Annotated in this window: 12 protein-coding genes; 4 read left to right on the top strand and 8 right to left on the bottom strand. The window is 67.5% G+C overall.

Translation table 11 applies throughout. From position 1 onward, the window contains the following. The first annotated feature begins 161 nt into the window (after positions 1 to 161). Together K6T36_RS08575 and K6T36_RS08570 are read left to right on the top strand one after the other, a co-directional pair. On the top strand, positions 162 to 1,343 hold the full coding sequence (locus K6T36_RS08575; RefSeq protein ID WP_222606257.1) for an aspartate kinase: 1,182 nt from the start codon (positions 162 to 164) through the stop codon (positions 1,341 to 1,343). A gap of 123 nt (positions 1,344 to 1,466) precedes the next feature. Continuing rightward, on the top strand, positions 1,467 to 2,054 hold the full coding sequence (locus tag K6T36_RS08570; protein WP_222920922.1) for a DUF7090 family protein: 588 nt from the start codon (positions 1,467 to 1,469) through the stop codon (positions 2,052 to 2,054). A 61-nt stretch (positions 2,055 to 2,115) separates the two neighbouring features. On the opposite strand, the gene K6T36_RS08565 is transcribed toward K6T36_RS08570, so the two are convergent. From K6T36_RS08565 to K6T36_RS08545, 6 genes are all read right to left on the bottom strand, one after another. Next, entirely contained in the window at positions 2,116 to 2,979 is an 864-nt protein-coding gene (locus tag K6T36_RS08565; RefSeq protein WP_222920921.1) for a DUF7089 family protein, read from the bottom strand. 1 nt (position 2,980) lies between these two features. Continuing rightward, positions 2,981 to 3,070, bottom strand: coding sequence for a hypothetical protein (locus K6T36_RS19185; RefSeq protein ID WP_425600880.1), 90 nt, complete (start codon positions 3,068 to 3,070; stop codon positions 2,981 to 2,983). A 132-nt stretch (positions 3,071 to 3,202) separates the two neighbouring features. Next, positions 3,203 to 4,714, bottom strand: coding sequence for an MATE family efflux transporter (locus K6T36_RS08560; RefSeq protein ID WP_222920920.1), 1,512 nt, complete (start codon positions 4,712 to 4,714; stop codon positions 3,203 to 3,205). 365 nt (positions 4,715 to 5,079) lie between these two features. Continuing rightward, complete coding sequence (locus K6T36_RS08555; protein ID WP_222920919.1) at positions 5,080 to 5,715, bottom strand: Zn-ribbon domain-containing protein; 636 nt, start codon at positions 5,713 to 5,715, stop codon at positions 5,080 to 5,082. 3 nt (positions 5,716 to 5,718) lie between these two features. After that, positions 5,719 to 6,114: a DUF2073 domain-containing protein gene (locus tag K6T36_RS08550; protein WP_222606252.1), complete on the bottom strand. Its 396-nt coding sequence runs from the start codon at positions 6,112 to 6,114 to the stop codon at positions 5,719 to 5,721. Continuing rightward, positions 6,114 to 6,755, bottom strand: coding sequence for an Era-like GTP-binding protein (locus K6T36_RS08545; protein ID WP_222920918.1), 642 nt, complete (start codon positions 6,753 to 6,755; stop codon positions 6,114 to 6,116). The genes K6T36_RS08550 and K6T36_RS08545 overlap by 1 nt, the downstream gene beginning before the upstream one ends. A 1,611-nt stretch (positions 6,756 to 8,366) precedes the next feature. On the opposite strand from K6T36_RS08545, the gene K6T36_RS08540 reads away from it, so the two are divergent. Continuing rightward, complete coding sequence (locus K6T36_RS08540) at positions 8,367 to 10,037, top strand: Cdc6/Cdc18 family protein (RefSeq protein WP_222920917.1); 1,671 nt, start codon at positions 8,367 to 8,369, stop codon at positions 10,035 to 10,037. A 251-nt stretch (positions 10,038 to 10,288) separates the two neighbouring features. On the opposite strand, the gene K6T36_RS08535 is transcribed toward K6T36_RS08540, so the two are convergent. After that, positions 10,289 to 11,134, bottom strand: a complete 846-nt coding sequence (locus K6T36_RS08535; protein WP_222920916.1) for a S24/S26 family peptidase — start codon at positions 11,132 to 11,134, stop codon at positions 10,289 to 10,291. A gap of 127 nt (positions 11,135 to 11,261) precedes the next feature. On the opposite strand from K6T36_RS08535, the gene K6T36_RS08530 reads away from it, so the two are divergent. Then, positions 11,262 to 12,917, top strand: a complete 1,656-nt coding sequence (locus tag K6T36_RS08530) for a DNA-directed DNA polymerase II small subunit (protein ID WP_222920915.1) — start codon at positions 11,262 to 11,264, stop codon at positions 12,915 to 12,917. Positions 12,918 to 13,048: 131 nt separating this feature from the next. On the opposite strand, the gene K6T36_RS08525 is transcribed toward K6T36_RS08530, so the two are convergent. After that, the gene (locus K6T36_RS08525) at positions 13,049 to 13,477 is read right to left on the bottom strand and encodes a hypothetical protein (protein WP_222920914.1); all 429 of its coding nucleotides are present in this window, start codon (positions 13,475 to 13,477) and stop codon (positions 13,049 to 13,051) included. Positions 13,478 to 13,565: the final 88 nt, after the last annotated feature.

The raw sequence follows: 13,565 nt of genomic DNA, 5'->3' as shown, positions 1-13,565 counted from the left end.
GGGAGGGAAAAACTCCCCGCGAGCGCGGGGACGGCGAGCGCGGCGCGACCGGCGACCCTTGCGACAGAGGACAGCGTTAAACGCGAACCGGTGTTATCCGGCGGCATGAATCTCGGAGAATCCGACGTACGTTCACCGGGCGGACACGAGGTGCGGTCGTAATGCGGGTCGTCGCGAAGTTCGGCGGCACCTCCCTCGGCTCGGGCGACCGGGTCGAGCGGGCGGCCGACTCGATCGCCGCGGCCGTGGAGTCCGGCCACGAGATCGCCGTCGTCGCGAGCGCGATGGGGTCGACGACCGACGACCTCCTCGACGAGATCACCTTCGAGGTCGGCGACGAGGACCGCGCGCAGATCGTCTCGATGGGCGAGCGCACCTCCGTACGCATGCTGAAGGCCGCGCTGAGCGCCCGCGGCGTCAACGCCGTCTTCCTCGAACCCGGCCGCGACGACTGGCCCGTCATCACCAACGAGGTCGGCGAGGTCGACGTGGAGGCGACGAAGGAACGCGCGGCCGCGCTGGCCGCCCAGATGGACGGCGTCGTGCCGGTCATCACCGGCTTTCTCGCGCAGACGATCGACGGCGACGTGACCACCCTCGGCCGCGGCGGCTCGGACACGACCGCCGTCATGCTCGGCAAGTACATGGACGCCGACGAGGTCGTCATCGTCACCGACGTGGAGGGCGTCATGACCGGCGACCCGCACGTCGTCGAAGGCGCGCGCAACGTCGCGAGCATCACCGTCGACGAGCTGCGCAACCTCTCGTTCCGCGGCGCCGAGGTGATCGCCCCATCCGCGCTCGTGTACAAGGACGAGGACCTCGGCGTCCGCGTCGTCCACTACCAGCACGGCGACCTCCTCGGCGGCGGCACCCGGATCGAGGGGAGCTTCGAGAACCTCATCGACATGCGCGAGGACCCCCTCGCGTGCATCACTGTCGCCGGGCGCGCCATCCGAAACCGTCCGGGGATCCTCGCGGACCTCTCGGAGGCGCTGCGCGACGAGGAGATCAACATCGACGCCGTCGCCTCGGGAATGGACTCGGTGACGTTCTACGTCGACACCGAGGTCTCCGACCGCGCGGAGGCGGCCCTGCACGACGAGGTCGTCGTCGGCGACGGCTCGCTGTCGTCGGTCAGCACCGAGGGCGACTACGCCGTCATCCGCGTCATGGGCGGGGAACTCCCGAACCGTTCCGGCGTCGTCTCGGACATCGTCGGCCCCATCGCCGAGGCTGGGATCAACGTCCACGACATCATCACCTCCGCCACCTCCGTCGCGATCTTCGTCTCCTGGAACGACCGCGAGGAGGTCCTCGAGATCGTTCAGGGCGAGTTCTGAGCGTCGTTCAAGGAGAGTTCTGAGCGGCTACTCGTTCGAGCCGATTCCGATCGGGACCGGGTAGGGCCGGACGGGGCCGGTCCGCTCAACGAAATTTAAGTTTACGCGGCCGGAGTCTCGGGCATGGATTACACGCTCGCCGTCGGCGACGTAGACACGACCATCCCCGGCGGGACGGGGGTACTTCTGCTTCACCCGAGCATCGGCGAGACGGACCGCATCGACACCGACTTCCTGAAGGCCGACACCGACAATTTCCTCGTCGTCTCCACGCGAACCACCGCCCGGGAGGTCGAACAGAAGCTCGAACACTACGACGTGGACGAGTCGCGCGCGGAGATCCTCGACACGATCTCCGTCGAACGCGGCTACTCGCGGCGCACCGCCGATCACTTCCGGTACGTCTCCGCGCCCGACGACCTCGGCGGGATCGTCGAGCAGGTCGAGGGCTTTCTCGCGGCCCACGCCGGCAAACGCCGGATCAGCGTCGACTCGCTCACGGAGCTCGCCTACTACGCCGACGTCGACGGCGTCCACGACGCCACGAGCCGGATGCTCGATCTGCTCGCCGAGTACGACGCGGTCGGGCTGTTCCACCTCTCGCGGGAGGTCCACGACGACGACGAGATCCGACGCTTCCGCCAGTTGTTCGACGTGGTGATCGATCTCACCGACGACGGCGGCGTGGCGGTCGAGCTGCCGGGGGAATAGCGGATCGGCTCCGGCCGAGCAAGTGGTCCGGGACGCCGGAGCGGTTCGTCTGGAACGAGGGTTACTCGCCGAGCTTCTCGAACGTCTTCTCGGCCCACCGGACCGCGTAGTCGGCGCCGTGGTCGCGGTAGGCGGCGGTGTCGAGCGCCGAGAACGGCGCCGGGAGGTCGAGATCGTGTTTCACCGCCGCGCAGGCGTACTCCGTCGCCGCGGTGAACGAGAGGTCGCCGCGGGCGACCTCCGCCGGGAGGTTCTCCAGACGACCGACGAGGCGGTCGCCGGCGTCGGCCCACGCGGCGTGGATCTCGGGGTGGGCGGTAGCCCCGGCATCCGCGTCGGCGACGGCGTCCGCGTTGCCGTCGGTTCCCGTATCGCCGTTGCCGCCGGCGTCCGCGGCCCAGCCGGCGAACTCCTCGCGCGACTGGATGCCGACCCAGGCGTCGAACAGCGCCGCCGCGAGCTGATACGTCTCGTTGGGGCCCAGCGGCGTCGCCGCCGCGAGGTTGCGGTACGACTCGCCGAAGAAGGGGAGGAAGTGCTCGGGAACGTCCAGCGACAGCTCGACGAACGCCTCGGACAGCAGGAACGCGAGGAAGTCCTCGGGCGTGCCCTCGGCACGCTTCTTCGCGATGACCGTCGGCGGCGTCGTCTGCCGGGTCCACACGACGGTGCCGTCGCCGGGCATCCCGATAGTGAAGTCCGACCCCGCGTACCGCCGGAGCTGTGCCGGCGCGTCGTCGGGCAGCCACTCCCTCGGGTACGCCGCGGGATCGACCGCGTCGACCAGCAGGCCGAGCTCCTCTGCGGCCTCCGGCGGAAGCGTCTCGAAGTCCGCCCCGGCGTCGAGGACGACGCTGTCGGGTGCGTACGCCTCGCGGACGGCCGCGACGGGCGGCGCGAGCGTTCGGCGCTCGAAGCCGGCCATCTTACCCGAACGCGAGAACGAGGATGATGCCGACCGCGAGGACGGCCGACACGCCGACGGTACCGAGCACGATCTTCGTCGCCTTGCTCATGTCTCGACGTGGCTCGGCGTGGTGCATAAAGGCTTCATTCCGTCGTCGTCGGCCGACGGCGGGCCACGCGGACGGCCCCGAAGCGACGGTCCCGCCGGGCCGGTCGATCAGTTCGTGTCCGCCAGCGAGTCGTCAATCCGCGTCCGCCGACGCGCCGACGCCGGACTCGCGGGCGACGGCCTTCCACGCGTCGCTGTGGTAGCGAACGAGGTTGACGGCCGCGCGGGCGTACATGTCGCCGAGGATGGCCGCGAACACGGCCAGGAGCCCGAGTCCCATCCCCGGGAGCGGGACGACCAGGGGGGCGAGTCCGACGGTCGCCGCGAGCGGGCCGGTGAACAGCGTCGCCGCGTATCCGGCCGGGAGCGCGAGCGCCGCGATCGGCAGCCGGACGAGGTAGGTGCTGATGATCCCGCCGTAGAAGGGCCAGCGCGTGTCGCCGGCGCCGCGGAGGCCGCCCCGCATCGTCCGCGAGACGGCGAAGCCGGCGACGCCGAGCCCGAACACCCGGACGAAGGTGACGGTGAGTTCGAGGTTCTCCGAGCCGAACGCGGCGGCGATCGGCCGGGCGGCCAGCGCGATGAGCGCGCCGATGAGCAGTTGCGTAACGAGCGCGAGCCGGAGGGTCTGCCAGCCGTACTCGTCGGCCTCCTCGTCGTCGCCGGCGCCGATCGCCTGGCCGACGAGCGTCGAGGCGGCCGTGGAGTAGCCCCACGCGGGCATCAACGCGAGGAGCATCACACGCCGGCCGATGGCGTACGCGGCGACGACCTCGGTTCCGAGGACGCCCAGCAGGAACAGGAACGGGAACCGACCGAACGTCCGCGAGAGCCGGGTGCCGGCCAGCGGGAGGCTCACGCGGACGAGTTCGCGCGCGACCTCGGTGTCCCACTGCTTGCCGCCGACCGGGAGTCGGACCGTGTACCGCCCCGACAGCAGCGCCCACCCGAACACGACCCCCGCCAGCGTCGTCGCGGCGACGGTGCCCCACGCGGCGCCGACGACGCCCAGTTCCGGGAACGGTCCGAGCCCGAAGATGAGCGCGGCGTTGAGGCCGACGTTCGTCGGGAGGGTGAGCAGCCGGACGTACATCGGGGTGCGTGTGTCGCCAGACCCCGCGAGCGCGCGGGCGGCGATCATCGACCAGAAGCGGAAGCCGACGGAGTACATCACCACCCGGAGGTAGTCGCCGCCGAGGGCGATCGTCCGCGGGTCGTTGGTGAGGACGCCGATCAGCTCCTCGGCGAAGAAGTGCGTGAAGACGGTGATCGGAACCGCGAGGAGGAGCGCGAGCCACAGCGACTGCTTGATCGCGAAGTTCGCCTCAGCGGGCTCGTCGCCGCCCTGAAACCGGGAGACGACGCTGATCGTCCCGGACGTGAGTGCCAGCGCCAGCCCGAACGGGATGAAGTAGTACTGAAACCCGAACTCCAGCGCCGCGATCGCCGCGCCCCCGGCGTACACCCCGACCATCAGGAAGTCCGCGACCCGGAGGAGCGTCCGCAGGCCGCCGGTCACCATCACCGGAACCGCGAGGTCGAACGCCTCCTCCCCCTTCCGCCGGTCGACCAGCCCGAGCGTAGCCAACAGCGAGGGGAAGGCGAACAGCGCCGAACGGAGGCGCTCGCGAAGCGCGGAGAGCATCCGTGTTCGATCGGTGGTGCCGGTGGCAAGGCACTATCGGAATCAGAAGTCGGCTCCGGCGGACCCGTGCGGTTCGGGTGGAGCGGTGTAGTTCGGATGGCGAGGTGAAGCGGTGCGGTTCGAATGGGGAGGAGGGATTCGGGAGGGAGGGTTAGGTTCGAGTGGGGAGGCGAAGTTCGACTAAGGAGGTTCAGTTCGAGTGAAGGGGTAAGGTTCGGGAACGGGGATGTACTTCGAGTGGAGAGTAAAACTTCGAGTGGAACGTGAGCCTCCGGATGAAGCGACGTAATTCGGGGGATTCGACCGCGACAACCGGTTCCGAAAAGGGAGTCGTTTCGAGTGGAACGGGGTGTCGGACTCCTCGTTCAGCGGTCGTCCCAACCCTCGGGCATCTCGATGACGTACCGCCCGTCCTCGCGCAGCGAGATAATGTACTCCTCGCGGTCGTACAGCTCCATGAGGTTCAGTTCGTACTGCCCCGGGCTGACGATCCGGATGGACTCGAACTGGTCGTTGAGCTTCTGGCGGAGCGCGTCGAGGTTCGGGTCCGCCGGTTCCTCCCCCTGAGCGGGCTCGTCGTCGGTCTGCCGAGACTCGGGGGGCTCCGACGTGGACTCGGTCGGTTCGGCCGCCGCCGCGAGTTCGTCCGGCGAGACCACGTCCGACCGCGCGCTCGCCTGGGCGCCGTCCTCGGTGTCGGGCGCCGTTCGGGAGGAGTCGTCCGCTTCCGTCGACGGCGACGCCGAACCGGCGTCGACCGCGCTCGCCGAGGGATCGGCCGTGGACGGATCGGAGCCCGCGGAGGGGTCGCGGTCCGCGTCGTCACGCGAGGGCGCCGAAGCGCCGCGATCCCCGGACTCCGCCGTTTCGGGTGGAGCCGAGTCGGTCGCTCCCGCGGGGCGGAACTGGAACTTGTTGCCGCCGCAGTCGGGACACCCGGAGAGCATCTCCTTGGAGCCGTCGGCGAACGTGCGGCCGCAGTTGGTACACTGGTGGGGCATCGGTTACTTCCGGGAGACGAGCGCGCTGATGAGGTCCTCGTCCTTGTGCAGCGTCTCGATCTGGTTCGCCGGCCCGATCACGGTCAGCTTGTTGGCGGTCTCCTCCTTGCCGAGGAGGCGACCGACGAGCCCCTGGTTCGGCTGCCCGCTCGTCGGGTACGTCTCGATCTCGATGCCCGAGAAGTCGTCGGGGCTGATCTCGGTCATCGTGACCTCGATGAGCTTCGACTCCTCCTCGGGGGAGAGCCCGGCCTCCAGGACGACGATGTCGCCGTCGCGGACGGAGTCGAGGATGAGCCGGATCTTCTCCATCGAGGTGAGCCCCTCCATCCGGGCGCCGCTGATCAGGTCGATGCGGACGCCGTCCTCCCCGTCTTCCGGTGTGGTGGCTTCGGGCATTATCCGAAGTACTCCGCGATCTTCTCGTACACTTCGTCCATGTTGTCCCCCTCCAGCGCCGACAGCGGCACCGTCTCGTGTTGCGGGAACGCGTCGGCGATGCGCTTCACGTCCGCCTCGTCGAGGTCCACCTTGTTCGCGAAGATGAGCACCGGGAGGTCCTGGCTCTCGATGATCCCGATGAGCATCGTGTTGACCTGCGTGAACGGGTCGGTCGTGGAGTCGAGCACGTAGATGACGCCGTCGACGTCCTCGCGGAGCCAGTGCATCGCCTCCGCGACGCCCTCTGTCGCCTCCCGCGACCGCTTGACGGCGTCCTCCTTCTCCATGTCGTGGTCGAGGAACTCCTTGTAGTCGACCTTCGTCGTCACGCCGGGCGTGTCCACGATGTCGATGGTGACCGTCTTGCCGTTCCGTTCGATCTCGACGTTCTCCTTCCTTCGCGCGCGACGCGTCTCGTGTGGGATGTGACTCTCGGGACCGACGGCGTCGCCGGTCCAGTCGCGGGCGATACGGTTCGCCAGCGTCGTCTTGCCCGCGTTCGGCGGGCCGTATATCCCGATCCGTTTGGGCTCGTCGTCGGCGAAGAGCCGATCGGTGACCCGTGTAATACTGTCCCTGAGATTGGTGAGCAGACCCATCCTGGCCTCCGTTTCCCTCCGTCCCGCGTGGAGGGCGTTATCGCCCCAAACCATCCGCGCCACTTAAGCACTACGTCAGACGGGTTACGCCAAGGTTTCCCGCCGACGAACGGGTAGTACGAACAACCAACCGGTATGCAACTGGCTGCGAGTGGAAGCACTCGGAAGAGATATCCGCGAGTGGTAACGCGAGGCTGCAGAAGACGACACCCACTGTTGGGTCGGGATCATCGTCGCGTCCACAGTAGAGTAGGGCAAGAATACCGTTGGAGGTACAGGAGTTCGATCGGAAGTTGGCAGGACCGGGAGCGAGATCGACGCGGTGGGAGATCGACGCGGTGGAGGGGAAGGGACGACACGGGAGGATCCCATTCGAAACGGATGCTAGGAGGAACCGCTAGCGCCTACAGAACGGGTCCGGCATGCGATCGAGTCGGTCCACTGTCACGGTGATCATTGACGAGCCGTTCGAACGACATGATTCGGGGTCGGGTGTCACCTCTGGGGTGACGGGTCGTGGGTGGTGAAGGCGGGATTCGACCACCCCCACCCCTCCGTTTCGTGTGGAACCCGTCGAACAGGACGGGAGGGGATGCCCACGAAGGGTTTCTAGAACACACACCCATCCAAACAAAATATAATTGCTAGTCGTTCGGATATTGTTTGATGGGGTTTGCAATAAACATACCGGGATCTAGCAGCACCCTCCCCCACCCCTCTCGTGAGCCGTTCCACCGGAAACGAAGGGGTGGGGGGCCGTCGAACGGGGACCGGCTTCGGGTCCTGGAACCACTTCCCGCTCTACCCCGCCGGGAGAATTTCTAGTCGAATCCGGTTACGGATCCGGTCACCTCTCGATGTGGACCGCGGTTCTCGGTGACATCGGCCACGACACGAGTGACTCATCGTGGGGAGTCACCGGAGCACATCGCCGCCCGAGCCCGTGTCGGTCGTCCGGTCGGGCTTGAATCCGACGATGGCTTCGATGCTACAAACCCGATTTACCTAACCGACCGTCACTCAGCAACCGATACCCGTTCCGATCGCCGCTCGACCGAGGTCGAATCCGTTCAGGAATTCGGAATCTCGCCCGTACTGTCTCCTCCTCCGTGAGACCCCTCCCTTTCCCGTCGAACGACGAGTCCCCAACTCGCACGTTCGACGGAGCCTCGACCAAACAGTAACGTTTTTTAACAGGCTGTCCATCCTCTTCGGTTGCATCATCTGGACGCGGTCGGTCACCTGTCCGGGCTCAATATTCCCGAAATACCGGGTGAGACCCCCCTATCCGGCAGGTGCCCGATGAATGTTCCAGTCGAAACAAAGGGGTACAACGAACGGATGACACGGGACGAAGAGCCGGAACACAACCCGAACGACGACGGAACCGACGACCGGTCGGATGCGACGACGCACTCCGACGAGAACGACGACTCCACCCGAAGCGACGGGCGGCCGTCCGACACGGAGAGCGGTGGCGCCGGCTCCGATCCGGAGCCCCGTTCCGAAACCGAATCGGAATCAGGAACCGAACCCGGAGCGGAATCCGAAGTCGAATCCGAAGTCGAATCCGAAGCCGAATCTGTAACCGAGACAGATCGAGGATCCGGGGTGGAACCGGATTCCACGCCGACCGGAACGTCCGTCGCGGACGAAGGCGAGACAGCGAAGGGAGGCCACGACGACCACAACGACGCGGGCCACGACGAAAACGATCGTAACGACGACGCCCGCGACGCGGTTGACTACGACGACGCTGACCTCCCCGACCGGGACACCGCCGGCGACACCGATGTCGGCGCGGACGGAACGTCGTTCAATTTCGGGTCCGGGTCGCGGTCGCGGACGGACGTGGATCTCGACGTCGACGAGGTGCTGGCGGACGAGGACGACGAAGCCAGCACCGGACTGTTCGACGACCTCCTCTCGGGCGAGCCCATCTTCGAGAACAAGGAGGTGCTTCGACCCTCGTACACGCCCCACGAACTTCCCCACCGGAAGGACCAGATCAACAAGATGGCGACGATCCTCGTGTCCGCGCTACGCGGGGAGACGCCGTCGAACATCCTCATCTACGGGAAGACGGGAACCGGAAAGACGGCCTCGGCCAAGTTCGTCTCGCAGGAACTCGAATCGACGAGTCAGAAGTACGACGTTCCCTGCGAGGTCGAGTACATCAACTGCGAGGTGACCGACACCCAGTACCGTGTGCTCGCGCAGCTCGCGAACAAGTTCATCGAGAAGAACGAGGCGGTCATCGGCGACCGTCTCGACGACCTGCGGGACCTCCGCTCCGCGGCTGCCGACGACGACGGCGCGCTCGGCGGGACCGAGTTCGCCTCGGTCTCCGATGTCGACGACCGCATCGCCGACCTCGAGTCGGACCGCGAGGAGATGGAGGAGGTGCCGATGACCGGATGGCCGACCGACCGCGTCTACTCGACGTTCTTCGACGCCGTCGACTATCACGAGCGCGTCGTCGTCATCATGCTCGACGAGATCGACAAGCTCGTCGAGAAGTCCGGCGACGACACGCTGTACAACCTCTCTCGGATGAACTCCGAACTGGAGAACTCCCGGATCTCCATCATGGGGATCTCCAACGACCTGAAGTTCACCGACTTCCTCGACCCCCGCGTCAAGTCGAGCCTCGGCGAGGAGGAGATCGTCTTCCCGCCGTACGACGCGAACCAGCTGCGGGACATCCTCCAGCACCGTTCCGACATCGCGTTCAAGGGCGACGCGCTCACCGAGGACGTGATCCCGCTGTGTGCCGCCTTCGCCGCGCAGGAACACGGCGACGCGCGGCGGGCGCTCGATCTGCTGCGCACCGCGGGCGAACTCGCCGAACGCTCGCAGGCGGACCTCGTCGAGGAGGCGCACGTCCGGCAGGCGCAGGACAAGATCGAGTTGGACCGCGTCGTCGAGGTCGTTCGGACGCTCCCGACCCAAAGCAAGATCGTCCTCTTTTCGATCATCCTGCTGGAGCAGAACGGCGTCCACAACGTCAACACCGGCGAGGTGTTCAACATCTACAAGCGCCTCTGTGAGGAGATCGACGCCGACGTGCTCACCCAACGGCGCGTCACCGACCTCATCTCCGAACTCGACATGCTGGGGATAGTCAACGCCGTCGTCGTCTCGAAGGGACGCTACGGCCGCACGAAGGAGATCTCCCTGTCGGTCCCGATCGACGAAACCGAGGCGGTCCTGCTGTCGGACTCCCGCCTCGGCGACATCGAGGACGTCCAGCCGTTCGTCCAGGCCCGATTCGATAACTGAGCGGTTCCCGGCTCACCGCCCCCGCACGCCCGCCGGTTGACCCAACCCAACCCAACTCGACCCGATCCGGAATCGATCCCTCGGTTGACACCCCTTCATTTCGACTCCGATACCTGTCTGCAGTACGGCATTCCGTGTCCGGTATCGACTCCACACGAAACACCGCCCATCGCCCGGGTTGCGGAGTCGCCCCCCGGTCAGGGTCCCGTTTCGAACCACTGGCGGTCGCCGGCGAGCGTTGGTGCCGTTCCCTACGCAGTCGTGGCGGTCGGCGTCCCGCCGGTCGACCCGTCGACCGGGGTCGGCGGCACGGTCGCGTTCGATCCGGCCGTCGGCGCCGTGTTCGATCCGACCGTCGATGTCGCGTTCGACTCGACCGTCGGCGGTTCGGCCGCGGCGACACCCTCGCCGCCGGAGTCGGAGGCGCTCACCAGGCCATCTCCCGGCCCGTTCGACTGTACGAGTATCGCTTCCGAGAAGACGAGCCGGACGTATCCGAGATACGGGACGCGAACGCGGGCGACCCCGTGGATCCACTCGGACTTCACGACGGGGGCGATGCCGCTCACCTGGTCGTACTCGGCGTTCGCGTCGCCCTTCGTGATGAACCCGTCGTACGGGGCCGGACAGGCGGAGACGCCCTCACACGAGGTCGCGGGGAGGTAGTCGGGGTTCGCGCGGTCGACCCAGTTTTCCCCCTCCTCGACATGCAGGCGCGCCCGGTGAATGATCGGCGAGCCACCGGACCCGGGCGGGTGATACACGATCACGGAACCCGGCTCGCCGAAGGTACCGTACCCCTCCGACGCGCCGGTCTCGTAGGTGACGATCCCGGTGTCGCCGTAGGCGAACTCGGGCGAGAACCGGTCGGGTTCCGTGATGAACACGAGGTCGCCGCGCTCCATGTGCGGTTCCATGCTCCCGGACTCGACGGCGACCATCGGGGGCCAGACGCCCGAGACGGCGAACAACAGGAGTCCGATCAGCGCGACCGCGAGCACCGACGTGAGCACCTCACGGATGAACACCGCCGCGCCCGTCTCGGCGTGGAGGAACCGTGACAGCGGGTCGTCGGGCGACCGCCCCTCGTCGCTCATTACTCAACCGAACCCGGCGACCGGTGTTGAAGCTTCTGTTAGGTTCTCGCACGCCGGAGCGCATCGGTACGGTCGGCCGCGGTCGCCCTCCGCTATCCTTTTGCCCGCGCCCGGCGGACCGTCGGTCGTGCCGCTGGAGACGTCCTCCCGAGTCGTGCAGGCGCTCGCCCGCCGCGGGTACAACGCCGAGCGGGAGGCCGTCACCCTCATCGCCGAGTCGTCGTCGCCCGAGGTCGCACTCGAGGCGGCCATCGAGACCGCCCCCGAGGACGCGCTCGTCCTCACCGCCCCCCACGTCCGCGAGGCGCTCGACGCAGGCCCGATTCCGGACCCGAAACAGGTCGACGACGCGAACCGGTCGTCCGCGTCGAACGCCACCGGGCCCGCGTCGGACGATACCGCATCAGCGACGACCGAAACCCCCTCCGCCGGGACCGACACTGCGTCCTCGTCGACGACGGACGACCTCACACGAGAAGACCCCTCCGTTTCGAGTGGAACACCCGCCCGAGAACCGCAACAGGACGCTGAGACCGATCCAGACGAAACGAAGGGGACCGGAGCCGGCGATCGCTCTCCGACCCCGCCCGTCGTCGCGAACGACATGACCGGAGCGTCGACCGGGACGGGGGCGTACGACGAGTTCGTCGGCGTGTTCCGGGACCGCTACGAACGGCTCTCCGGACAGCTTCGGGGTCGCGTCAATCACCGGCCCGCCGACTCCATCGAGGCGATGGGCGGCGGCGCAGACGTGGAACTGATCGGCCTCGTCAACGACATCAGATCGACCGCGTCGGGGCACTGGCTCGTCGAACTGGAGGACACCACCGGGACGTTCCCGTGTCTCGTGATGAAGGACCGCGACATCGCGGACCTGGTGGACGAACTGCTCATGGACGAGTGTATCGCGGTCTCGGGGACGCTCGCGGACGACGCGGGCATCGTCTTCGTCGACGCGATCCACTTTCCCGACGTGCCCCGGACGTACCGTCCGAGCACCGCCGACCGCCACGTGCAGGCGGCGCTCATCTCGGACGTGCACGTCGGGTCCCAGGAGTTCCTCGCCGACGCGTGGGGGCGCTTCGCCGACTGGCTCCACACCGAGGAGGCCGAGACCGTCGAGTACCTGCTCATCGCCGGGGACATGGTCGAGGGGGTCGGCGTCTACCCGAACCAGGACGAGGAGCTCGATATCGTCGACATCTACGACCAGTACGAGACGTTCTCGGAGCACCTGAAGGAGGTGCCCGGCGACATGGAGATCGTCATGATCCCCGGGAACCACGACGCGGTTCGCCTCGCCGAGCCGCAGCCGGGGTTCGACGAGGAGCTCCGCGGGATCATGAGCGCGCACGACCCCCAGATCGTGAGCAACCCCGCGGTGGTCGATGTGGAGGGCGTCTCGGTCCTGATGTACCACGGCGTCTCCCTCGACGAGGTGATCGCCGAGTTGCCCGAGGAGAAGGCCAGCTACGACGAGCCGCACAAGGCGATGTACCAGCTCCTCAAGAAACGCCACGTCGCCCCGCAGTTCGGGGGGAAGACCCGCGTGGCACCCGAGGAACGCGACTACCTCGTCATCGACGAGGTGCCGGACGTGTTCCACACCGGCCACGTCCACAAGCTCGGGTGGGGCAAGTACCACAACGTCCTCGCGGTCAACTCCGGCTGCTGGCAGGCCCAGACCGACTTCCAGAAGTCCGTCAACATCGACCCCGACGTGGCCCACGCGCCGATCCTCGATCTGGACACGCTCGACATGACGGTCCGGAAGTTCGTTTGACGCGGGCCCGCGCCCGACTCACGTCCGTCTCGCGCCAACGGTTCCACCCGAAACCATGGGATATCTCACTCAGTGGGAGTGTCGCGCGCGAGGACCTCGGAGTCCGGTACGAACGGCGATGTATCGCCCCGCTACGCCTCCTCCACGCGGTATCGCGTCGTCGCCTTTCCCTCGAAGCGCGGACCCGGGCCGTCCGCCTCGAAGCCGGCGCTCTCGGCGGCCGCCCGGAGGTCCTCCTCGCCCTCGATCACGAGCAACTCGACGCCCATCCCCTCGGTCGCGGCGAAGCGCAACGGTTCGGCGAGCAGCCGCTCGGCGGCCTCGCGCGTGCCGCCGAACTGCGTGACGTGAACCGTGTCGCCGCGGACGTCGAAGCTGACGAACCCCAGGTGATCGTCGGGGTCCGCGTCGACGTCCTCGTTCGGGTCGGTCGCCGCCTCCTCCTCGACGGCGACGCGAACCGTCCGGTCGTGGACCAGTCCCCGCATCGCATCCGACGGCGCGTCGGCGATCGCCGCCAGCGCCTCGGCGTCCGCCTCCACCGCGTCCCGGACGTGCATACCCTCCGCTTGGCCCGCATTCACCCTAAAGCCTCACCCCGCGCTCGACGCCCCCGCCCTGCCCGCCCGTCCCGCTGTCCCGCCCACC

Origin of the sequence: Halobaculum roseum (assembly GCF_019880245.1) — an archaeon.
Taxonomy (GTDB): domain Archaea; phylum Halobacteriota; class Halobacteria; order Halobacteriales; family Haloferacaceae; genus Halobaculum; species Halobaculum roseum.
Note: the sequence above shows the minus strand (reverse complement) of the source record. Positions and strands in the feature narration are given on the sequence as shown.